The sequence below is a fragment of the Salinicoccus siamensis genome (genome assembly GCF_042429615.1).
GTDB lineage: Bacteria > Bacillota > Bacilli > Staphylococcales > Salinicoccaceae > Salinicoccus > Salinicoccus siamensis.
In genome coordinates this window covers 1-22,488 of the sequence record NZ_JBHMAH010000002.1, presented here as the reverse complement: position 1 = coordinate 22,488, position 22,488 = coordinate 1, and the positions used below count along the sequence as shown (strand labels likewise).

Sequence of the window (22,488 nt, the reverse complement as noted above, 5' to 3'; positions counted from 1 at the left end):
TCGGAAAACTCATTTTGAGTGTATCACGCGTGACCCTTTTTAGGTGTCTAGCTTAATTTTACAATCGGCGCTATATAAAAAGAGCGAATTCATTGATTGAGGCAGTAAAATATCGAGACCGAAACGGCCTCGATATAACATTTTCAGCAAGTCATGGAATTATAGATTCATCTTCTCAAATGCATCTACACCAGCTTGTGATACTTTAATATCATTTTCGACACTGCTGCCGCTTACACCGATGGCACCGATGACTTTATCATCTTTTTCAAGAGGGAAGCCACCCCCGAATACTACAATCCGGCCTTGGTTCGTGGTGTTCAGACCATAGAGCTCGGCATTCGGGACCGTTGCTTCTGCGAGATTCGAAGTCGGCATCTTCAACGCTACGGAAGTCCAAGCTTTGTTCTGTGCGATGTCAATGCTCGCGAGCCACGCATCATCCATGCGATGTGTTGCGATTAGGTTACCCCCTTCATCCATAACAGATATCACCATTTTAACTCCGATATCTTCTGCCTGCTCCTCAGCCGCTGTTATGATCTCTTTTGCGACCTGAAGATTTACCTTGCCCATAAAAACATCCCCTTTATCAATTTTGATGATGCATTGATGCTTATATAAGGCACCTTGCTTATATAAATGATTCATGGAGCTTTAAAGCACCATATTAGCCATGAATATCTTCATTCTATGTTATTCTTAATATTCAGTCAAATGAATTGAAATTTACCGAATTCAATATTGCACATGCATATTAGTCTTATTATATATGAATGCCTGGTAGTCGAAAGATGATAGTATAAACAGCAAAGTTACACTTGAGGTGCTGATTAGAGAGTACAAGGAGTAGATACTATGAAAGCAAATTGGGCAGAGACCTATTATAAAAGGCAGTTTGAATTAATGAGGTCCAATTCCGCCTACCCGGCCAATAACTTCTTTGAAGAGGAAGTTTCATTATTGCTCGAACAAGTAGGGCGGCCTTCTGCAACAGTTTTGGAATTGGGGGCGGGTCGCAGTGATATAGCTAATATACTGGCGCGCCAAGATAGAAAAATAGTAACCATAGAATTGGTGGAGGAAATTTGTGGATATGCGAAAAAACATGCCCATCAAAATGTTCAAGCGCTGTGTGGTGACTTCTATACAATAAAGTTACAACGTGATTTCGATCTGATTTTGTATCTTGATGGATTTGGTGTCGGCAATGACGACGATCAGTCATATTTGCTGCAACGAATCTTCAATTGGCTGAGTGATGACGGGTACGCGCTAATAGATATCTACCAACCTCTATATTGGCAAAAAATCGCTGGACAGGAAATGTATCCGTTTGGTATAGAAAATATTATTCGGAAGTATGATTATGACGAAGCCGGAAATAGAATGACCGATACCTGGTGGGAAAAAGGCAAAGAGAACGAAACGATTACACAATCCCTCGCTTGCTACTCACCCGAGCAGATTTATACGCTCTGCGAAAAGGCAGGATTACAGATTATAGCCTATTACCCTTCAGGAGCAATAGATTTTGAGACAGGCGCATTTCAAAAAATCGCATCGTTGGATGAGTGCCTGTCCTATCGGATCAAATTAAAGAAGAACTAAGTTGGAAAGAACTTTCCGTACAGCAATCTGAAGCTCACTTTTTATGGTCAATATCTGGTAGAAGGACTGTCCATCATATTTTGACAGACTATGGCAGAGGCATAATTTTTTGCTTAAAGGGTAAAGTCACTAATAGATGTTCAACTATTGGGAGGTTATAAAATGGCAAGAATGATTTTTCAATCACCAAGTAAATACGTGCAGGGAGCAGGCGTGTTAAAGGATCTGGGAGAGGAGACCAACAAGTTATCCAAAAAGCCACTAGTCATTGCGGATGATATGGTTTGGTCGATCACCAGTGAAACAATCACAAATAGTTTCGAAAATAGTAACATAGATTTTGAGTACGAGGCGTTCAATGGCGAAGCCTCTGAGAAAGAAATTGATAGGTTAAGCGAAGTAGCTAAAAGCAAGGAAGCCGATGCAGTCGTCGGTATAGGCGGTGGTAAGACGCTGGATACAGCAAAAGCAATAGCCGACAGTTTGGAAGCGCCTGTCATAATCGTTCCCACCACTGCTTCAACCGATGCACCATCAAGTTCACTTTCTGTGATCTATTCAGAATCCGGTGAATTTACAGGCTACAAGTTCTATGATAAGAATCCTGATCTGATCATCATTGATTCGCAAGTAGTCGTAAATGCTCCGATAAAACTTTTCGCTTCAGGGATGAGTGATGCTATGGCGACTCTAGTAGAGGCAAGAGCAGCTCTAAAAAGTCATGGTGAGAACATGGTGGGGGGACAACCTACCTTGGCTTCAATCGCCATCGCAGAAAAGTGTGAAGAAACCTTGTTCACGTATGGTGACTCTGCGTACCGAGCTGCTTCTAAAGGCTTGGTCACGCCTCATGTCGAAGCGGTCATAGAAGCGAATACACTGCTTTCGGGACTTGGTTTTGAAAACGGCGGATTAGCTGCAGCCCATGCCATCCACAATGGTTTCACTTCCTTGTCAGGAGAAATCCACAATCTCTCACATGGAGAGAAAGTAACTTATGGCACCCTTGTACAATTAGTCCTTGAGAATGCTTCAGATGAAACATTGCATAAATATATCGATTTTTACAAAAGTATAGGTATGCCAACAACCCTAAAAGAAATGCATTTGGAAAATACCAGCTTCGAAGATCTGGTTAAAGTTGGAGAGCTTGCGACAGATCCTGGAGATACGTTCTCTAACTTGAGTGATAAAATCACTCCCGAAGAAATCGCTAATGCAATTCTTGCAGTGAATGAAATAAGCATATCCAATAAATAACGGAAACAATTAATCCCGAGCAACGAACATTTATGGAACATGTTCATTGCTCGGGAATTTTTAGTTGACATTAAAATATAAAATTAGCCTTATTCTTTTGTTGATTCAGTTTCCTTTCGATCAGGTGCCGTACTTCGCCAGTATTTATATGAAATCCAAGTTGATATCAATACGGCAATCCAAGCGATAACCAATACTGTGCCGTGGAAAATTGATGGATTGGAAGCAAATGCTCCCAAAGCCACTAGAGAAATCTGACCGGGCATGGAAGCGACGAAGGTGGCAGAGACGAAGGCATACTGTTTTACACCTAAGGCACCCGCCCCATAATTTATCGGCCAATAAGGTAATGCAGGCATTAATCTTACAGTACACATTGCCCAGAACCCTGCATCGCTGAGGTAATTTTGTACAATGGTGCTATGGCGTCCTAAAAGGCGGAAAACGATGCGTTGGCCTAAAGCGCGAGCTAACCAGTAGCCGATCCATGAACCGAGCATAACACCAGAGAATGAAAGTATAGTACCTTCTATCAGACCATATAGGGATCCTGCCACTAGGGCCGGAACTGTTACAGGAATGGGTGTGATAGCAATTGCAGTGGTGATTCCGAGAAATACAAGCCAGCCGGCCCAGCCATACCCGAGGATGGTTTCACGCAAAGCTTCTGGTGAGGGTAGTTCCATATTGAAGCTCACCCAGAGCAGTGATGCACCCAATACAACTAGAGCAGTCAGAGATCCTACTGAACGGAGGGAAAGTAGACTGGTGTGCTCTTTTTCTGAACTCATAAGTTTCCTCCTTTCATTTTGACAATGAATCGTACTTTGGTTTCCTCGGAAATAGGAGGCACATTTCTGGGTTTTTTGATAATGCTTGTAGACTTCACATTAATTTCTCCTTGTTTCTATTTCGCTTACAATCCTTCTGAAACTTTACTTATTTAATCTTACGGCTAAGGCATTAAAAAATGTCTGGGCGATATTTTGAACAAACCAATGCTTACTGGATTAAAGGTAATACAGGATACTTGTAAAAGGCGAAGATTATGTCGGTTGTTCACTCGCCCAGCTGCATTTTAATATACTTTTTTATGATGTGTTGTGTTCAATCCTCCATCTTTTTTTCATAAACGGTTTTGGCACCTGCCGTTAAACGTACATTATACATTACCTCTCCTCGTCATTGTTATCAATTATGATTTCACAAAAAATCATATTGGATTTTCCTAAAAGAGAGGATCCTAATATCCAGGATGGATGAACACTTTTGACTGGGCATATCAAGAGGTAGAACATTTTATTTCCTGAATTCTTCCTTTTAATAATTGTGCTGTCAGACTTAAATTAACTGAAAGTACATACAATTGAAATAATAATAGATGTAAGTTATCCTATAATTGGAAATAATCTTAATAAATGAAAGGATGTTGTTGGATGAGAAGATCAGTTTTTCTCAGCTCGGCATTAGTAGCAGGCACACTAATGTTTACAGGATTAAGCGGTACGGCACAGGCAGAAGAGGAAGACGGCGCCAAAACGGTCTGGGGGGAAGTACTGCCTGCTGAAACCGATCCGGATGGAGATGGCTGGGCGAACACGGATTTTGATCCGACTTGGATGTCCCAGGAATCTCAGGATAAAATTAGTGAATTAGCCTATAAGAAGGACTTTGGAGAATTGTCTCAAGTAGAATTTAATGAAGCTGTGGCAGCACTTTTCCAAAAAGAACAGCAAATGCAGGCCGAACAATCCAATATGGATGGTCAGGAACAAGACATGGATTCAAGTCAAAATATGGACGGCATGCAGGAGGACCTTGCCAATCTCGCCATGCATTCACCGCAGACATTGAATGAAGCGCCATTGCAAGAAACCCCTTATCATCATAATTTTAACTATGATGGTTATGAATTTGATTTCTCTTACGACGGTATGTACTGGGAGTGGGTATATGGCACGAACAAGAATTTCACAGCGTATGAATTAATTGATCTGGCACATAATAACCCCGAACAATTGAATGAAACCCCAGTGCTCAATGGCACTTATGATTTTCACTTAACAGATCAGATGGGTGAATATGTATATCATTTCTCTTCAGACGGTTCAGAATGGACTTGGTCATACGAGAAAAAGTAGTGTAAGTTTTTAGGTGCAAGACAGAAAATGCTGTAGGTTATCTAACCTGCAGCATTTTTATGGTCAACTAGATAGAATGGACCTGACTGACTTACTCTCCAAAAAATTAAGAGACTGAGGCTGATATATTACGGGTAGAAATATAATAGGTGGTTGAAATAAGATCGAATGAATTCAATATGAGGAGAATTATAATGCGTTTAGCTTTATTTTCAATTTTATCGTTACTTATACTTTCAAGCTGCCAATCAAACGCAGCGCCCGATGATGCAGCTGATAATACAGAAGCGGATACAGAAAAGACGTCAGTGCAATCTTCTGAGGACAATGCCGATGCCAACGCTTCAGAGAACGAAGAAAGCGATGAAGCATCAGGTGAAAGTGTCCCATCAGAGGAGCCAACAGAAGGCGGTAGAAATAATGGGAATGATTCAGAAGAAGGTTCCAATAATCAATCAGATGAGAGTAGTAATGAAAAGAATGCCACTGTATTCGACATCCACTCAGACGCAGTCCAACAGACCTTGTTTAATCCGGATGGTGTAAAGACAGAAAATCTGACATTTTCACAAGATGTCATTACTGAAGGCATGTCCCGCGCAGAAGTAGAGGCGCGATACGGGACGTATGATCTGATCTATCCAGGGCATGGCGGGCCTGTCGTCATATATGGCAATCTGGGCGTCAATTATTCAGACCCCGGTCCATTCATGAATGGGAATAAACAGACAGAAGAAACGGCGAATCCGGAAGAGAATACTGTAACCAATGTAATGTATTATGCCGGATTGCCGTATGAAAAAGTGGTCGATGCATTAGGCACACCGGATGTGGATGTGTATGAAACAGAAGGCGGACCTGTGAGCGGCCAGCAATTGATGAAATATGAAATAGAAGACAAGGAAGATTCCACAGTCATCGGTACTTTTTGGCTGCATGATAATGAAGCCGGCGAGAAGATCGTTGATATAATGACGATGGATGATGTGCCTGATGATGCTGAACAGGTTGCCGACCCAAACTCCGAAGAGACAGACGAATTGAGTGAGCAAGAGAAAAGAATCACTCAGTTTATAGAAGGATATATTGAAGAATTGATGGCCTACTACAATGGTAATGCACAAAACATCATGACTTTTACCCGTGAAAGCTCCCCAAATTTTGAAAAAATCTCTGCCAATAAAGATTCAGGAAATTATCGGAACCATGAAACTTACGGTATAAATGTTAAAGATGTTACTCAATCGGATGGGAATACCTATGAAGTAACGACAAGCAGAAAATATTCACACGCAACCTCCAACGGAAAACGATTAACAGAAGTAGAATATAGTATCGTTGAAACACCACAAGGATTTATGATTTTCGATTACCAAGAAGTCAATAATGAACCTGTTGAATAAAACCAAAAGAACTTACAATGGCATGATTGCATTTTATAAAATTCATATTGTCATTAGGGAGATACTGACAAGATAATATATGCTATTATTGGTAGCACAATAATATTATCGGATGTGGTCGCATTGAATATAATGAGAAAAAGAGTATACGAAGAAATAACCGACATAATCCTATCAGATATCAAGTCTGGAAAATTAAAACCAGGCGATAAATTGCCTACAATATCAAAAATGGCAGAAACCTACCAAGTATCCCAAGCTTCAATCCGTGAAGCACTAAATAGTCTCAAAGTGTTGGATGTCATTCAAGTTAAACACGGACAAGGTTCATTTATCAATGAACAGATGCCCCTTGGATTCGAACAGAACTTCGAAATTATTACAAAATCAGATATAACGAATCTTCTGGAGTTACGGAAAATCATAGAAGTCGGTTGTGCTGGCGCTGCTTGTAAAAAAGCAGATGCCCTTCATTTTGAAAAAATGGAGAAGGCGCTAAAGAAAATGGAGACGGCAGTCGAGAACAATGAGTTAGGTGAACAAGCAGATTATGATTTTCATATGGCTATAGCTGAAGCGACAGGGAATCCACTGCTCATCAATCTGTTAGAAGATGTTTCAGAGACGATGATCCGTACAATGAGAGAGACGAGAAGACTATGGTTGTATGAAACACAGAAATCGATCGAAAAAATTTATGAGGAACATAAACTCATATATAAAGCAATAAAAGATAAGAATGAAGATGAAGCCACCAAAAATATGTTGTCTCATTTGAAGGAAGTAGAAGAATTATTATTAATGCATTATTAAAGAATCTCAAATGAGATTCTTTTTTTATACTTCGATATTTTGAAAAAATTTTGACATTCGGAAAGCGGTTACATATAATTTCAAATAGACATATGGTCATCAGATGACTTAAGTTTAGTTATAATATTTCTAGAAGTAAGGGGAGGGTACTTTGACATTTTTGAGTTTGCTGCCAATACTATCAATATTCTTCTTTCTTGTAATTCTCAGATGGTCAGCTAAAAAAGGTATGTTCTACAGTTTCATAATTACAGTGTTGATCGCATTTTTTGGGTGGCAGATGGGCGTTACTGAGATTGCAGCCGCATCATTTAAAGGGGTACAGTACTGCTACTCAATGTACTTAAAGAGAGCGGCGCTGTAGAAACAATCCGAACATCTTTTACAAGCATATCCCCAGACAGAAGGGTACAGGCGATCATTGTCGCATGGTTGTTCGGTACTTTCCTGGAAGGTGCTGCAGGTTGGGGAGCGCCGGCAACCGTAGTGGGACCTCTACTTATTGCGTTAGGTTTCCCAGCACTTGCCGCCGTTATGGTTGCATTGATGCTTCAGTCTACACCTGTTTCATACGGAGCAGTAGGTACGCCTATTTTGGTAGGGGTAAATACCAGTCTAGAAGATAAACCAGTTGTAAACTCGTTCCTGGATGCAGAAGGCATGGAATTGTCAACATTCATATTCAATGTGGGAGGCCAAGTATCCATATTCCATGCGATGGTTGGATTATTTATCCCGCTTTTCATGTCAGCAATGCTGACTAAATTTTTTGGTAAAAACAGAAGCTTCCTGGAAGGGCTTAAAGTATGGCCGTTTGCAATTTTTGCAGAACTTGCATTCGTCGTACCCTATTCCCTTACCGCTAATTTTCTAGGACCTGAGTTCCCATCAATTATAGGGGGATTAATAGGTCTTGCAATTGTAGTGCCTTTAGCCAGAAAAGGGTTTCTCACGCCTAAAGAAACATTTGTATTTGAGCCACGTGAGAAATGGCACGCATCGTGGATCAGTCAAATGGCCGGCGATGCTAGAGCTCCAAAGAAAATTTCAATGTTCAAAGCATGGCTGACTTACGTGCTAGTAGCATTATTATTGGTTGTGACAAGAATTGATGCGCTTGGACTAAAAGCGTTGCTTTCAAGCTGGGTTGTGTCCTTTGATGACATTCTTGGTACAGGGATAACACACAGTCTGACTCCGTTGATGATTCCTGGGACCGTCTTCATTATCGTAGCAATTCTGACAGGATGGGTACATAAGTTGGATGTTAGAGGCATGGGGGACGCATTCAAGATATCTTGGAAAACAATTCTATCAGCGATGGCTGCATTGATAGTATCAGTGCCTCTTGTGCAAGTATTCATTAATTCTGGTATTAACGGGGCAGGATATGAATCGATGCCGTTAGTTTTGGCACAAGCAGCCGCAGGCCTTTTCGGAGATAGTTGGCCTTTGATATCTCCTACTATAGGGGGGTTAGGTGCATTTGCAGCAGGAAGTAATACCGTGAGTAACATGATGTTTGGGCTATTCCAATTTGGTGTAGCGGAGCAGATCAACATGAGTCCTTTAGCCATAGTATCCCTTCAAGCAGTGGGTGGTGCAGCAGGTAATATGATTTGTGTGCATAAAGTGGTGGCAGCGAGTGCAGCTGTTGGAATGGTGGGTAAAGAAGGTACCATCATTACAAAGCTGCTTATACCTACAACTTTCTATCTTCTGTTTGCGGGTGCAATCGGATACGCATGGGTAAATGGTATTGGCTTTAATATTGGGTTTCTTTTAGTCCTGGCTATCCTTACACTGATTGTTTTCATGATTTTACGTTCATATAAAATGGTGGAAAGAAAACAGTAGGAATCATCTATATTGAGGTATCACTATGATTATATGATGCTGAGAGAAGATTATATTGATGTAATAAAAAAATTTATGAATAGGAAAGGCGGTCATAAAGTGGATGTTTCAAAGCCAAAGAGTGTCATATTGATAGGCGCTGGTGTATTGAGCGGTACATTTGGTTCATTTTTAAAAAATATAGAACCAGACTGGAATATCAAAGTTTTTGAAAGACTGAACGAGCCTGCTATGGAAAGTTCGAACGAAAAAAATAATGCTGGAACAGGCCACGCAGCATTGTGTGAGCTGAATTATACAGTCGAGCAGGAAGATGGCTCGATAGATATTGAGAAGGCAAAAGAGATAAATGAACAGTTCGAGGTCTCTAAGCAGTTCTGGGCACATCTAGTTAAAAATAATGAAATACAAAACCCTAGGGAGTTTATACATCCTTTGCCACATATCAGTTTTGTCCAAGGTGCAGATAATATGAATTTCTTGAGAAAGCGGTATGAAGCGCTGTCTCCACTGCCGATGTTCGAAGGAATGGAATACTCAGAGGATTTCAATCAGCTTAAGGAATGGATGCCGTTGATGATGGAAGGGCGCCCGTCGGATCAGCCTGTTGCAGCGAGTAAAATTGACTCGGGTACCGATGTCAATTTCGGCGAGCTCACCAGGAAGTTGATGAAAAACATCAGTGAACATGACAATGCACAGGTGCATTATAATCATGAGGTGCTTGATTTCGAGAGAAGAAGAGATGGCAAGTGGGGCGTCAAAGTGCGTAATCTAGAGGATGATACAGTCGACTATCATGTGGCGGATCATATTTTTATCGGAGCAGGGGGCAACGCTATACCACTGCTCCAGAAGACTAAAATTCCCGAGAGTAGAAACCTGGGTGGCTTCCCGATAAGCGGTGCATTTCTAGTCTGCAGCAATCCTGAAGCAGTCAAAAAGCATAATGCCAAAGTCTATGGAAAAGAGCCGCCAAACACGCCTCCTATGACTGTTCCACATTTGGATAGACGTTATATTCAAGGGAACGAAAGTCTGCTATTCGGCCCCTTTGCAGCCATAGGCCCTAAATTTCTTAAAAATGGCTCCAATTTAGATCTCCTCAAATCCATCAACCCGAGCAACATAATGACCATGTTATCGGCAGGCGTCAAGAATATGCCACTGGTCAAATATTCCATCGAGCAGGTCATGATGGATAAGGATGATCGAATGAAAGAGCTGAGGAAGTTTGTGCCTGATGCGAAAGATGAGGACTGGGACTTGTTGGTAGCGGGTAAACGTGTGCAAGTGATCAAGGACACCGAAGATTACGGCAAAGGATTTATTCAATTCGGAACGGAAGTGGTACATTCCAAAGATAATACTGTCATCGCAATGCTCGGTGAATCGCCAGGTGCTTCTATATCTGCATCTGTCGTATTGGAAGTCTTTGAGAAAAATTTCCCCGAGTATAAAGAAAAGTGGGCCCCCAAGATAAAAGAAATCATCCCTTCATATGGGCAATCGTTAATAGAAGACGTTGAATTGTTGAAGGAAATCAGGGAAACAACCTCGCGGGAACTCGGTTTAAAAGCGTAGTGAGAGTGCCTCAGTATATTCATAAATGCGTTACGGCTCTAAATTTCAAAAGATCAGCAATGGCGTAAGTCATATGCTGATCTTTTTTCTATGTGGTGTGAATTGCAACTATCTAACGAAGAGAAAAGAATAATATTATTTACAATTTTTTTCTTGAAACACATAATAATTTAGAGTAACCTAAAAATTATATTCATACTTACTAAATAAGTATGATACGGTTGTCGAGAATTGAGTGGACGACCCTTTCCTAGGTTTTCAAGGTCATCATTCTTTCTCCATTGCTGTTGACTAAGGTCTGGCTAAAAAAGTATGTTACTTTAGTTCAAGCGTTTAATGGGTACTGAATAATGGTTATAGAAAACACAAGTTATCGCTCGAAATCTTAAATATTTTTATAAGGAGGATTCATGCAACATGGTTGATTATTTTCTGGGGTTGGACCCGATTCTACAAGCAACTATTGCCACACTCTTCACATGGGGCATGACTGCGCTTGGCGCAGCGCTTGTTTTTACAACAAGAGGTTTTAATCAACAATTTATGGACGGTATGCTCGGTTTTGCTGGTGGGGTCATGATTGCTGCAAGTTTCTGGTCTTTGTTGGCTCCAGCATTGGAAAGAGCCGAAGGTGGCGCTCTACCGGCCTGGGCACCAGTTGCCATTGGCTTTTTAGCTGGCGGAGGGTTCCTCTGGTTAGCCGACAAACTGCTTCCACACCTTCATCCAGGGCTGACCATGGAGTCAGCTGAAGGACTTAATCCAGAACGGAAAAGACGCAGTACGCTTCTTGTACTCGCTATTACATTGCATAATATTCCGGAAGGTTTGGCTGTTGGGGTCGCATTCGGTGCTGTGGCCGCGGACCTGCCGTCAGCCTCACTTGGTGGTGCCATAGCACTGGCGATTGGTATCGGTATTCAGAACTTCCCTGAAGGTTTGGCTGTATCGATGCCGCTCAGACGTGAAGGGATGTCCAGACGGAAAAGTTTCGCCTATGGACAGGCATCTGGTATCGTTGAACCAATCGCCGGGGTTACAGGCGCACTTGCAGTAATATTCATGCAGCCACTGTTGCCATATGCATTAGCCTTTGCAGCAGGCGCGATGATCTTCGTTGTCGCTGAAGAAGTCATTCCTGGTTCCCAGGAAAATGGCAATACCGATCTTGCCTCCATGAGCCTTATGATCGGGTTCACCATTATGATGATTCTCGATGTTGCACTAGGCTAGATATCATTCGATTAGATTAGTGAAATCAGTAACAAGAATCCCCGTCATTAAAATGACGGGGATTTTATATTACGCCGATTGTAAAATTAAGCTAGACACATAGAAAGAGCCACTCGTGATACACTCAAAATGGTTTTCCAACCAAAGAAAACATAGGAGTGATCACGAATGACCGACACCCATCTTAGCACGGATGAACTGGTAATCATAGCATCCTACTTTCATCAGAACATCCCTGTTTCAAAAATCTCGAAACGGGTCTGCCGGGCCCGACAGACGGTCCATAATGTTGTGGCTTTTTTCAGAGCCGGCCACAGCGCATTGGACTACTACCAGCGCTACAAGGCAAACAAGCAGCGCTGCGGCCGGAAACGGACAAGACTGCCAGCGGACCAACACGCATATGTGACAGGAAAAGTGGCCCAGGGCTGGACACCGGATGTGATTGCCGGCCGGCGTGACCGTAAGATACAGTGTTCCAGCCGCACATTGTACCGCATGTTCAAGCGTAAGGACTGTGATGTGTCCACATTGCCAATGAAAGGCAAAAAACCCCAACGGTCATAAGGAACGCCGGGGGCGACAGACGTTCCGGCGCAACATTTCCGAAAGGGTGGACGACTATCCAGCGTTCAATAAAGAATTCGGCCATCTGGAGGGCGACACTATTGTCGGTGTGCGACATAAAAGCGCCGTCATCACGCTGGTTGAACGGCTATCGAAAGTCATCATCACATTGAAACCTGAAGGTCGGACGGCCAAAGATATCGAAACTGCCATCAATACGCGGTGTCACTGGGTGCCGAGAAACCTGTTCAAGCCCATCACTTTTGACTGCGGTAAAGCATTCTCCAACTGGCAGTCAATGAGCAATCGAAATGACCTGGCCATCTACTTCGCCGATTCGGGCACACCGTCACAACGCGGGCTGAATGAACATTCCAATGGTCTGCTCATAAGGGATGGACTGCGTAAAGATATGGATTTCAACACAGTCGACCACGCTTTTATCTCATCGGTCGCTGCAAGAAGAAACCATATACCGAGAAAATCATTGAACTACCAAACACCATTGGAAGTATTTTTGAGTTACATGGGTGAAAAAGAACTGTCTAGCTTATGTTGACAAATGAAATAATTAAGAAAATGAAGCATCCTAAACGTGATCAATTCGATACAATTATATTTAATGAAGACATTACAATAACAAATATTCCAAAAGAGGCGTATGAATATGTTGTGAATGGAAAATTTGCGATAAAGTGGGTCATGGAACAATATCAAGTAAAAAAAGATTCTAAGTCTGGAATAATTGATAATCCCAATGATTTTTCTGATAATGAAGAATACATTTTTAATTTATTGTTGAGAATCATTAATGTCTCTGTCCAAACTATTGAATTAAAGAATGATTTACCCCCGTTAGAAATAGAAGAAGACTAATGGGGCGTTAGGAGTTGAATTGATTTAAATAGTAAAACTTTTACACATATTTTATCCAAAAGTAAAATCAATTATTAATTCTTTATTCACTGTTTTCTTTTCGCCCGTTTCAAGGTACTCATGCTGATCCCCGTCATTTGTTCCACTTCTCGGTAGGAATGGTTTTCCAACAACTGAAGCGCATGATCGATCTGCTTCTTATTATATTTTTTCGGCCGGCCTTCTCGGAAGTCCGGTCGTTTTTTTGCTAGGGCTTTTTCATCCTGGGTCCGTTCGACAATCATGTCACGCTCGAACTGTGCAAATGATGTCATGATATTAAAAATCAGTCGTCCGGTCGGTGTGTTTTCGATAATCCCCATATTTAAGACGTGCACCCGTATCCCTCGTTCAAATAAATCCTCAATGATACTCGTTGCATCATTCGCGGAACGTGCAAACCGGTCCAGTTTCGTCACGACTAATGTGTCTCCCTGATCCAATCGATCAATCAGTTCATTAAACTCTTTGCGCTTTTCCCGTTTTGTCCCCGTCACAAATTCCTGGTAAATTTCTTCGCACCCTTCTTTTTTGAGTTCCTGAATCTGTCCTTCCAAATCTTGGCCTCTTGTTGACACTCTCGCGTACCCGAATTTCATGAAAATCGCCCTCACTTTTGACCATAAGTTATGACACCATTTTATCTACTGATTTAATCACATCAGCTTATCGGTGTCAAAACTTCAAAGTTATGGACTGTTTCCATTAGAAAATTAATAAATGAATAAATATTATTTTAATGCTGCATGGTGGTTGAATTGATGATATGTAATACATATCCACTTTATAAGTGTGAATTACAAGCTAGATTCTTTTTCCACGGCATATATCTTGAAACTGAGTCTTCAGTTAAAGGATAGGACTGCGAAATACTCAGTTTCGAGATATTGATTTAAATACAGAGGTTAGAAACTAAATTCTCTGCTTCTGATTTGATTTAAGTTTTTGAAATAGATAGTAAATTAGTCTCGGGGTCATTTGATATGATATAATTCGTGTAAATATTTCCAGTTAATTATAGTAGGGAGCTGAATTTTCTAGATTTTTGACGTTTACTTATCTATCAGTTTACTTATTTATCAAATGATGTTTTACAGTATTCTTGTCCATGCGATTGTCCTTTATTTTGGATTTGGAGATGAATCCCCTAAGCTAACCATTATAAAGTACTTTTCAATGTACCTGAATAAGTTCTGACCATTCTGCTGAAGTTATTTATGCAACATTAGTGAGAGAGCCTATTGCCACTATTAAAGAGAACTGCCATTAAATGTTACTGATTGAAGGAGGTGGTTTACCTTGAAGGATGAAACCTTAACTAAAAGACAATTGAATAATTCAAAAGTGAGGGGAGTTCCATGGATGAAATAAGGACGTTGGTGAAGACGCTTACGAAGGCGGAAGCTGCAACCATTGTGCAGAAGTTTGACATAAAAGTGCATGGGTTCCAGAAGAACTTCATTCGAGCCCCAGAAGAGATGTTGAAGAATTTTATCATCAAAGAGTTGAAGGCTGGTGCCAATCCTAGGTCAAACAACAAACGGAAAGGTAAAAAGCACACAACGGTTCAAGAGGTGTTTGAGTTCATCAGTTCATCTTTTATTAATGATCATCCAGAGGTCGAAGAGATGTCAGTGGAGGATTTGGCACTAAAGTTGGAAATGAACTATAAATTCTCAAAAGGAGCGATTCTATCCGTCATTTATACACAGTTTCCTGATACTTATCAAGAGCATAAAGAGGTGCTGGAACGAAACGTAGATGAAGGTAGATCGTTGTTGGAGAGCATAGTAAAGCAAATGTCATCCGAAGAAAAAATGGAGGTGTTGAGAGAAGAGTTCTCCGATGAAGAGTATATATATGAACGATTGAAAACTTACGTTGAGAAATCAAAAGAAATAATAGGCGATAAACGGTACGAAGAGTTCAGACAGAACGTAAATCTAGAAGGTGAGGCTAGCTTTGCAAATGAAGTGTCATCGACTCCTAAAAGCCAAAGACAATATCCTGTACTGGCTTTTTTAATGGAAAATAATCGCTACAAGGATGAGAGATATAAAGATTTTCTGATGTATGTAGAGCGATGGTTTGAAAGCAAAAAAGATGAGGATAATAGCTATGCTTTATCTGTTATGGAAGAAGAGGCGGAGAGCTTTCGGAAACAGTCTGACGAGAAGCAAAAAAAGTTAGATCAACTTTGTACTGTTAATGAGAAGAATGATGAATTAACTTCTTTCTTGCAAGAGAAGGAAAAAGAAAACCAAGAATTACGAGATCGAATCATAGATCTATCTAATTGTCAAAGTATCAACAAGCCGTTCATTGATTACTTCCAAAGTTTATTAAGGCGTAGAGGTGCAGTTATTGTCACAAACGACCGAGAGCTATTTACAGGAACGGAATTGATTGATTATGTCGAGAGTTTAGAGACGTTCCACCAACATAAAAGGATGAAAGATGTAGCGAGGTACAAGAACAAAATGGTTCTTATATCTAGAGCTGCTTTTTCTACAAGTGCGGAATGGTTGGTGACTAAAAGGTATCTAGAGAATAACGGAATACATTACTACGAGTTATCGGGATATGACTTAAGCGAATATTTAAACCAAGTTGTGGATTACCTCCACAGAGAGAGGGTGCGAATTTAATGACATTTGCAGAACAAAATGTTCAAGAGATTTCCCAAGCGGACAGACAAAGAATTGAAGAGTGTTATATTTTAGGGAAGATAGCGGAGGATAATAGTTCATTTCCTCGTCTAGGGGCAGAGTTTGACCGAGCTGTTACGTATTCCAAAGATGGAATTGACAGGATTGTATTCTTCATTAAAGCTCTGTCAAGAGAGCCAGAACTATTGAAACGTTTGTTGGGTAAGAACAAAGACGAATTTTATATTTCTTTTGACAATCGTAACAAGAGATATTTACAAAAGGTCGGATACTTTGAACAAGATAACCCAGTGGAGTTTTTAAGAGAACATTTCAAAGGGAAACTAATCTTGTTCAAGCCAGAATTGACATACGATAAAAAAAGAGAAATGTATCACTACAACTTAGAGGTACTGCTGGTTGAAAAAGCGGCTAGTGAAGAAGAAATGCAGGAAGAGTTTGTCCCTGTTCCTGAAATGAGCACTTCCACTCCAGCTACTCGGTTTGAGAGAAAGTTATTGGATGAAAAACCAATAGAGTTGAGTTGCTATAACCACGCCTTTGAGGTACCAGAATTTATCATTTGTGATAGTTACATTTATCAAATTCCAGATGATACAGTTTTGGAAAAGTACAAAGCGAATTCCAATATGTATATCTGTCGTAAACCAGAATCTATTAAGAGAATTGACATTCCAGAAGATTACGATCGGAATATGCGTATGGTACATAAAGAGATTGCATTCATTTCTAACAACAACCGTTTAAGCTGGATTGATCAATTTGAAGAAGAAGGTACGTCGATTGCAGAATTGGAGAGACAAAAAAAACTAGAAGAAAAAAAGGCATCTGAAGAAAAGGTGAGGGAAGAGAAAACTTCTCAAGAGCAAGTATCCGAAGAAGATGTTGCTGATAAAATTGGTGAAGGGGACTTCATTCTTCGTCTTGATTACCTGGCGAGAAAAAAGAAATTGAGATATTCACTTGAGGATCTGTACAATTTCCATACCTCGTTAAAGACATCCAATTTTACAATACTGGGTGGCATGAGCGGAACGGGTAAAACACAATTAGCTATGCTATATGCAGAGGCAATGAAAATTGAGGAAGGGGACAATCTTCTCTTTGTACCTGTTAAGCCCTCGTACACAGAGCCAAGTGATTTGTTAGGGTTCTTGAATCCTCAAACAGGAGTATACACAGAGAGTGATGTAGGACTTGTTTCTTTCTTGAATCGTGCAAGTAAAAATGAAGACAAGATGCACATGGTTGTGTTTGATGAAATGAACTTAGGTCAGGTCGAACACTATTTCAGTGATTTTATATCAATATTAGAGTTAGAGACGGGGGAAAAGCGCCTTCGGTTGTTCAATAAAGGGGCGATGTGCGTTCAGGAACATCTGAGGGAAGGTATCCTGATTGGAAATAATGTTTTGTTCGTCGGAACAGCGAATTTCGACGAAACAACGAGAGATTTCTCAAATCGGATGTTGGATCGAAGTAACGTCATTCTTCTAGAGAAGACATCGTTTGCGGATGCTTACAAACACGAAATCAATGAAAATATTGAGAGTCCGACTGATTATGCGGATCAGGAGAAGAATGAAATCAAAAACCCTGATGCTGAAATTACCGCAGACATCTATGAAGAGTGGGTTGTGAATAACGGGAAACGATTAGCTTCGTTGGAAGAGCGGGAGTTATCTATCCTCGATAAGTTACATGAAGAGATTAGTAATTTTGATTCTCAGACAGGAGTATCGTTTCGTATTGCGGAGCAAATTGGTCACTATTTGGATAATATTCCTTGTGATGAGAGTGGCGTTCCGTTCTTGAACAGGAATACTGCTTTCGACTTCCAAGTCAAACAACGAATTCTTTCTAAAATCAGAGGGCACAGAGATCAAATCGAAAAACTAGTTGGACGATACGATGAAGAGAAGGGATACTCAGGGGGACGTATTAGTTCTGTACTTGACACGGAAGATCGAAATAATTGTGAAAAATCTATTGCGTACCTTGAACAAAAGGCGAAAGAGTTGATGCGAAATGGCTACACATTATAAAGGGGAAGTCTTACCTTTTCGATGCTATTTTGAAGATCGATTCGGACGTCCTTATGAAGTAGAGCAACTATGGAAAAGTGAAGAAGATATAAATGTTTCAAGACTTACAGTTTTGAAAGAGAACTCTCGTATTGGACTTCAGTTTTATGTTGATGAAAGAGAGGTTCATGACTCAGAGGCAGTTTGTAAGATACAAACAAATATATATGACTCCTCTGATGAACAGGTTGTATTTAATCATCCTTTGCAAGTGGGAAGAGGAAGAAAGAAGTGGCTTTATCAAGCTAATGATAACGAAGAGTTTCCATGGCGTATGGGGGTATATTTTATTGAGGTGTTTTTTGGTGGGGAAAGGTATGTTGGGGGAATTAACATCCTCCCTCACCACCTTGATGAGTCTCAAGTGAGGCATTTACATGAGTATTTAAATGAGCAGGTGCAAGATATTATCTATGACTTCGTGTATAGCAACAAAACCTTGTCAAATGATGAGGGGGCGGACTTACCGAAGTATTGGTACTATGACTACGCTCGTAAGATTGCGGAAATTTACGACGAATATATGTACTGTATGACAGCGATAGAGAGAAACCCTCACGATTATATCCAGACATCCTATAAACCTTCTGTACGCGCGGGAAAAATAGATCACAAGAGCATTCGTTGGGCGAGTTCGAATAAAGGGTTAGCTAAGAATGCAGGTGTCCAACAAAGTAATTTTCAATTGAACAAGAAGAAAATAAGAAATTTTGATTCTAAAGAAAATCGCTGGTTGAAAAACATTCTGCTTATGTGGCGGAAGGACTTGCTAGAGGTGTCTTCCTACATCGAAAATGATTTGGATAGTTATCAGCGTAAGTTGAAAGAGCAGCAAGATAAGCATAATAAGGTGAAGCAAGAAAAAGGAATGCTTTTAGCAAAAAGTGACACTGGTGAAAATACAAAAAAAGATATCAAAAGCCAAATGTATATGTTAGAGAAAGATATCAAAAAAACTAGAACAAAGGTTTCGATTTTGAATGAGCAACTTGGAGTTTTAGAAAAAATGGAGAGTAAGCTCATTTTTTTTCTCGATAACTCTTTCCTTAGAGATGTTGAACGTGGGTTTAGAAAGCCATTTTTGAAAAAGAATCAATACTTTCGAGTGGATGCTATATTTGAAGAATTGAGAAAGATTCGAGAAAATAAGGGGGAAGACACTCAGATGACTCCGATTCTTAAACCTACATGGCAAATATACGAGTATTTCTGTCTTTTTAAAGTGGTTAAGACATTCACGGATAAAGGGTTTGAAATCGTGCAAGGCATTGACGATGATGTGTTAAACCTTTATTTCGAAGATCGGATACAAGAAGGGACTAAATTTGTCTTGGAGAATGAGGAGAAGACAGTGCACTTGTGGTATGACCATTACCATCCTCATACCGAAGAAGAGGCTATTGAAAGAGGGGAGTACTTCTACACAAACCTTGCAAAGAAGAAGCCTGATCTTAAGATAGATGTATTTAAGAAGACGGAAGACGGGAAGTTGTTTGATACTTCGATAGTTATGGATGCGAAGTTCAGTCAACTAAGGAACATATATAATTCACAATATATGAATAAAACAACGGAACAATTGACTGAATACTATAGTTTCTTTTCCGTACTGGAAGAAGCGGGTTTCCGAGCTTGTGTGGATCGAGTGGTATGTTTATATGCAGGGGCTGGAACACAAGAAGTCCAAAAAAGATTGGGAGTTGTCACTTACTTAAGATTTCACCCTGAAATAGATGAGGACGGTCCTCGAATCGTAGGTGAAGAAGAATTGAAAGGTATACTCTCTCACATATAGTGGAGAGTGTCTGGGACATAACTAACTAAGACTCGTAGTAAAAAAGCTCCGAGCATCGTAAAAAGATGATCGGAGCTTTTTTGATATTGTTTTTTCTGGTTTTTTAGGACGGGATTTGCGCTAGTGGCGATATGTTTACGAAGATTTACCGACATCAGCGCAAATCCTAATTCATTTCCACGTGTATTTGGCAAGAGGAAAATGCATAAAACGGAAAACGCTTATGAAGTCAATTGCCGCCCATGTATCTCCTACGTGTGCCCTTTCATCTAGGGAAGCATTTGCGTATGCTATCCTGTAGTATTATAATTATAACAAGGAATCCTAGAAACAAAGAAACGATTTTTTGGTTTCTAGGAATATGTGGAAGAAGGAGGGGCATACTGATGGCTATAGAGGAAACTGTAAGGAGGAGTGGAGATATGGCTCAAGGACCTAGGAAAAAGTCGCGCCGTATAGCTATATCCAACAAACGCCAGATCACCGTGCCGAAAGAATATTACGATTACCTTGAAATGGATACTGAAGCCAATATAGAGCTAGAGGGGAACAAAATCGTGATCACCCCGGTCCGAGAAAATAATGATGACTTCTCCGAGTTTATCTTAAAAGACCTGATCGACGAAGGGTACGGAGGGGATGAACTGCTCCAGGAATTCAATCGTCGGAAGAATAACATACGCCCTGCGGTCGAAGCGTGGATCAAAAACGCTCAGGAAAACGCAGAGGACGTAGATTCTGTGTCGGACCTGTTTGACGAGGACGAATAGTCATGGACAAAGCGAAACTGAGAGTCCAGAACCCGGCCAAAAAGTTCTTCAAGAAAATCAAAGACAAACAGCTCAAAGGTAAGTATGAAGATGCGATCGAGACCATACGCTTAGACCCCTATCACGCGGGCGAACCGAAAACGGGGGACCTCTCGGGGGTCTACGGGTATGATATCCGCCATAACAAAACAGGGTACGAGCTTGCGTATACCATTGACAAAGATGAGGAGGGAAATATCGTCATCATTCTCCATGCTGGTACGCGGGAACAGTTTTACAAGGAACTGAAACGGTATTTATAGTGAATAGCATACATACATTCATCCACGGAAGGCGAAAGCATCGTCTTACGTCTTTTTTTAATACTTTTTCAATGGGGTAGTTTATATATAGATGAGCGTTCTCTAACTGATCGACCAGCTTAATTCAATAAGAAATGATGAGATAATTTAAGAAAGGGGATGTAAATGAAGAAAGAATATAGAGATTTCAAACTTAAAATCGACATAAAACCTTCTGCTTATCATTACAATACTTTCAGGAAGCACATTTCACTGGTATGTCAACAGTATTCTAGACAGTTTTTATAGAGTGCTTCCTTATACTCCTTCGGTGTCGTATAACCGAGGGCACCATGTGGTCTAATATTGTTATACCAATTCACATAATCAAATAGTTCAATTTTCAACTGTTGTATAGATATAAAATGATACTGTCTAATGAATTCAGTTTTCAGTGCCTTAAATGTCGTTTCAGCAACCGCATTGTCATAGGGACAGCCTTTCATGCTCAGTGATCTTTGGATACCAAATGTATCAAGCACATCATCAATCAAATGATTATCAAATTCTTTCCCACGGTCTGTATGGAACATTTGAACCTGTCTTAAATCATGCTTAATGGTACTCAGCGCCGCTGACACAAGATGGCTATCTTTATTTGGACCTGCACTATATCCAACAATCTCACGATTAAACAGGTCAATAAATATACATATGTAATGCCACTTTCCAGACACTTTTACATAGGTTAAATCACTGACGAGTACCTCCATCGGTGCTTGTCTAATGAAATTCCTACTGAGTCTATTCATGATATTTCGTTCATTGGATTGTGAGGGGTGCGGTCTATATTTCAATGAAGTATACGATGATACCAGCTTTTCTGCTTTCATAATCCGACCGATGCGTCTTCTAGAGACTTTGAATCCAAGTTTATTTAACTCATATTTAATTCTAAGTGTGCCAAAACACTGACGATTCGCATTAAATATCTCCACGACTTTATGGCTGATGACATCTTCTGAATCATCAACAGTCTGTTTATTCAATTCATAATAATAGGTACTTCTTGGAATTTTCAGGACTTTACACATTGCTGATACTGAATATTTATCGGCATTCTCTCGAATGACATCTATTTTCGTCCCATGATCAGCGCTGCTTGCTTTAAAATGTCATTTTCCATCTTAAGTTGTTGGTTTTCTTTTCTGAGCTGTCTCATTTCTCTTTCTTCATCTGTTAAGTTATCTAAATGATTGAAAGAACCTGTCGCCTGATGATTCTTGACCCACTTATCTAATGATGAGGGGGTGAGATCATACTCACGTACAATTTCAGATTTGGGTTTACCATTTTCAAATAATCGCACCATCTGTAGTTTAAACTCTGGGGTAAAGGTTCTTCTTGTTCTTGTCATAAAAAATCGCCTACTTTCTAAAGTGGACCCCATTGTCAAGACACGGATTTTACGAAAATAAGGTGGGGCCTCAGTTCTGTTCCTTCCC

General features: G+C 40.3%; 17 protein-coding genes and 2 pseudogenes. 15 read left to right on the top strand and 4 right to left on the bottom strand.

The window, feature by feature from the left end:
• Positions 1-159: 159 nt before the first annotated feature.
• Positions 160-576, bottom strand: coding sequence for a GlcG/HbpS family heme-binding protein (locus ACFFLE_RS00585; protein ID WP_380569246.1), 417 nt, complete (start codon positions 574-576; stop codon positions 160-162).
• A 282-nt stretch (positions 577-858) separates the two neighbouring features.
• Here ACFFLE_RS00585 and ACFFLE_RS00580 point away from each other — a divergent pair, with 282 nt between their 5' ends.
• Both ACFFLE_RS00580 and ACFFLE_RS00575 read left to right on the top strand, forming a co-directional pair.
• On the top strand, positions 859-1,611 hold the full coding sequence (locus ACFFLE_RS00580; protein ID WP_380569245.1) for a class I SAM-dependent methyltransferase: 753 nt from the start codon (positions 859-861) through the stop codon (positions 1,609-1,611).
• Positions 1,612-1,773: 162 nt separating this feature from the next.
• Positions 1,774-2,871, top strand: coding sequence for a glycerol dehydrogenase (locus ACFFLE_RS00575; protein ID WP_380569244.1), 1,098 nt, complete (start codon positions 1,774-1,776; stop codon positions 2,869-2,871).
• Positions 2,872-2,960: 89 nt separating this feature from the next.
• Here the strand turns inward: ACFFLE_RS00575 and ACFFLE_RS00570 are convergent, their stop codons facing one another.
• The gene (locus tag ACFFLE_RS00570; protein WP_380569243.1) at positions 2,961-3,662 is read right to left on the bottom strand and encodes a TVP38/TMEM64 family protein; all 702 of its coding nucleotides are present in this window, start codon (positions 3,660-3,662) and stop codon (positions 2,961-2,963) included.
• A 645-nt stretch (positions 3,663-4,307) separates the two neighbouring features.
• Here ACFFLE_RS00570 and ACFFLE_RS00565 point away from each other — a divergent pair.
• The 8 genes and pseudogenes from ACFFLE_RS00565 to ACFFLE_RS00530 all read left to right on the top strand — a co-directional run bounded on the left by ACFFLE_RS00565 (position 4,308) and on the right by ACFFLE_RS00530 (position 13,345).
• Positions 4,308-5,012, top strand: coding sequence for a hypothetical protein (locus tag ACFFLE_RS00565; protein ID WP_380569242.1), 705 nt, complete (start codon positions 4,308-4,310; stop codon positions 5,010-5,012).
• Between the two features lie 194 nt (positions 5,013-5,206).
• Complete coding sequence (locus tag ACFFLE_RS00560) at positions 5,207-6,415, top strand: hypothetical protein (protein ID WP_380569241.1); 1,209 nt, start codon at positions 5,207-5,209, stop codon at positions 6,413-6,415.
• 132 nt (positions 6,416-6,547) lie between these two features.
• A complete protein-coding gene (locus ACFFLE_RS00555) occupies positions 6,548-7,228 on the top strand; it encodes a FadR/GntR family transcriptional regulator (protein ID WP_380569248.1) in 681 nt (226 codons plus the stop codon).
• Positions 7,229-7,379: 151 nt separating this feature from the next.
• Positions 7,380-9,085, top strand: a pseudogene (locus tag ACFFLE_RS00550) (L-lactate permease).
• 99 nt (positions 9,086-9,184) lie between these two features.
• The gene (gene mqo, locus ACFFLE_RS00545; RefSeq protein WP_380569240.1) at positions 9,185-10,669 is read left to right on the top strand and encodes a malate dehydrogenase (quinone); all 1,485 of its coding nucleotides are present in this window, start codon (positions 9,185-9,187) and stop codon (positions 10,667-10,669) included.
• 417 nt (positions 10,670-11,086) lie between these two features.
• Positions 11,087-11,902, top strand: coding sequence for a ZIP family metal transporter (locus ACFFLE_RS00540; protein WP_380569239.1), 816 nt, complete (start codon positions 11,087-11,089; stop codon positions 11,900-11,902).
• A gap of 168 nt (positions 11,903-12,070) precedes the next feature.
• Positions 12,071-13,028, top strand: a pseudogene (locus ACFFLE_RS00535) (IS30 family transposase).
• Positions 13,022-13,345 carry a type ISP restriction/modification enzyme gene (locus ACFFLE_RS00530; protein ID WP_380569238.1) on the top strand — a complete coding sequence of 108 codons (324 nt, stop codon included), beginning with the start codon at positions 13,022-13,024 and terminating at the stop codon, positions 13,343-13,345. The pseudogene ACFFLE_RS00535 and the gene ACFFLE_RS00530 overlap by 7 nt, the downstream one beginning before the upstream one ends.
• Before the next feature lie 86 nt (positions 13,346-13,431).
• Here the strand turns inward: ACFFLE_RS00530 and ACFFLE_RS00525 are convergent, their stop codons facing one another.
• Entirely contained in the window at positions 13,432-13,983 is a 552-nt protein-coding gene (locus tag ACFFLE_RS00525; protein ID WP_380569237.1) for a recombinase family protein, read from the bottom strand.
• Between the two features lie 759 nt (positions 13,984-14,742).
• Between ACFFLE_RS00525 and ACFFLE_RS00520 the strand changes: the two genes are divergently transcribed.
• The 5 genes from ACFFLE_RS00520 (at position 14,743) to ACFFLE_RS00500 (ending at position 21,004) form a co-directional block, all read left to right on the top strand.
• Positions 14,743-16,032, top strand: coding sequence for a hypothetical protein (locus ACFFLE_RS00520; RefSeq protein WP_380569236.1), 1,290 nt, complete (start codon positions 14,743-14,745; stop codon positions 16,030-16,032).
• Positions 16,032-18,098, top strand: coding sequence for an McrB family protein (locus ACFFLE_RS00515; RefSeq protein WP_380569235.1), 2,067 nt, complete (start codon positions 16,032-16,034; stop codon positions 18,096-18,098). The genes ACFFLE_RS00520 and ACFFLE_RS00515 overlap by 1 nt, the downstream gene beginning before the upstream one ends.
• On the top strand, positions 18,082-19,932 hold the full coding sequence (locus tag ACFFLE_RS00510; RefSeq protein ID WP_380569234.1) for a DUF2357 domain-containing protein: 1,851 nt from the start codon (positions 18,082-18,084) through the stop codon (positions 19,930-19,932). The genes ACFFLE_RS00515 and ACFFLE_RS00510 overlap by 17 nt, the downstream gene beginning before the upstream one ends.
• Before the next feature lie 386 nt (positions 19,933-20,318).
• Positions 20,319-20,702, top strand: coding sequence for a hypothetical protein (locus ACFFLE_RS00505; protein ID WP_380569233.1), 384 nt, complete (start codon positions 20,319-20,321; stop codon positions 20,700-20,702).
• A gap of 2 nt (positions 20,703-20,704) precedes the next feature.
• Complete coding sequence (locus ACFFLE_RS00500; RefSeq protein WP_380569232.1) at positions 20,705-21,004, top strand: type II toxin-antitoxin system RelE/ParE family toxin; 300 nt, start codon at positions 20,705-20,707, stop codon at positions 21,002-21,004.
• Between the two features lie 260 nt (positions 21,005-21,264).
• Here ACFFLE_RS00500 and ACFFLE_RS00495 read toward each other — a convergent pair.
• A protein-coding gene (locus tag ACFFLE_RS00495) for an IS3 family transposase (protein ID WP_380569247.1) occupies positions 21,265-22,400 on the bottom strand; the annotation gives its coding sequence in 2 pieces (ribosomal slippage) (positions 21,265-22,154 and positions 22,154-22,400; 1,137 coding nt in all).
• Positions 22,401-22,488: the final 88 nt, after the last annotated feature.

Coding starts and splice junctions, on each gene's coding strand:
- ACFFLE_RS00585 (WP_380569246.1), bottom strand. CDS start 576: ATGGGCAAGGTAAATCTTCAGGTCGCAAAAGAGATCATAACAGCGGCT.
- ACFFLE_RS00580 (WP_380569245.1), top strand. CDS start 859: ATGAAAGCAAATTGGGCAGAGACCTATTATAAAAGGCAGTTTGAATTA.
- ACFFLE_RS00575 (WP_380569244.1), top strand. CDS start 1,774: ATGGCAAGAATGATTTTTCAATCACCAAGTAAATACGTGCAGGGAGCA.
- ACFFLE_RS00570 (WP_380569243.1), bottom strand. CDS start 3,662: ATGAGTTCAGAAAAAGAGCACACCAGTCTACTTTCCCTCCGTTCAGTA.
- ACFFLE_RS00565 (WP_380569242.1), top strand. CDS start 4,308: ATGAGAAGATCAGTTTTTCTCAGCTCGGCATTAGTAGCAGGCACACTA.
- ACFFLE_RS00560 (WP_380569241.1), top strand. CDS start 5,207: ATGCGTTTAGCTTTATTTTCAATTTTATCGTTACTTATACTTTCAAGC.
- ACFFLE_RS00555 (WP_380569248.1), top strand. CDS start 6,548: ATGAGAAAAAGAGTATACGAAGAAATAACCGACATAATCCTATCAGAT.
- ACFFLE_RS00540 (WP_380569239.1), top strand. CDS start 11,087: ATGGTTGATTATTTTCTGGGGTTGGACCCGATTCTACAAGCAACTATT.
- ACFFLE_RS00530 (WP_380569238.1), top strand. CDS start 13,022: ATGTTGACAAATGAAATAATTAAGAAAATGAAGCATCCTAAACGTGAT.
- ACFFLE_RS00525 (WP_380569237.1), bottom strand. CDS start 13,983: ATGAAATTCGGGTACGCGAGAGTGTCAACAAGAGGCCAAGATTTGGAA.
- ACFFLE_RS00520 (WP_380569236.1), top strand. CDS start 14,743: ATGGATGAAATAAGGACGTTGGTGAAGACGCTTACGAAGGCGGAAGCT.
- ACFFLE_RS00515 (WP_380569235.1), top strand. CDS start 16,032: ATGACATTTGCAGAACAAAATGTTCAAGAGATTTCCCAAGCGGACAGA.
- ACFFLE_RS00510 (WP_380569234.1), top strand. CDS start 18,082: ATGGCTACACATTATAAAGGGGAAGTCTTACCTTTTCGATGCTATTTT.
- ACFFLE_RS00505 (WP_380569233.1), top strand. CDS start 20,319: ATGGCTATAGAGGAAACTGTAAGGAGGAGTGGAGATATGGCTCAAGGA.
- ACFFLE_RS00500 (WP_380569232.1), top strand. CDS start 20,705: ATGGACAAAGCGAAACTGAGAGTCCAGAACCCGGCCAAAAAGTTCTTC.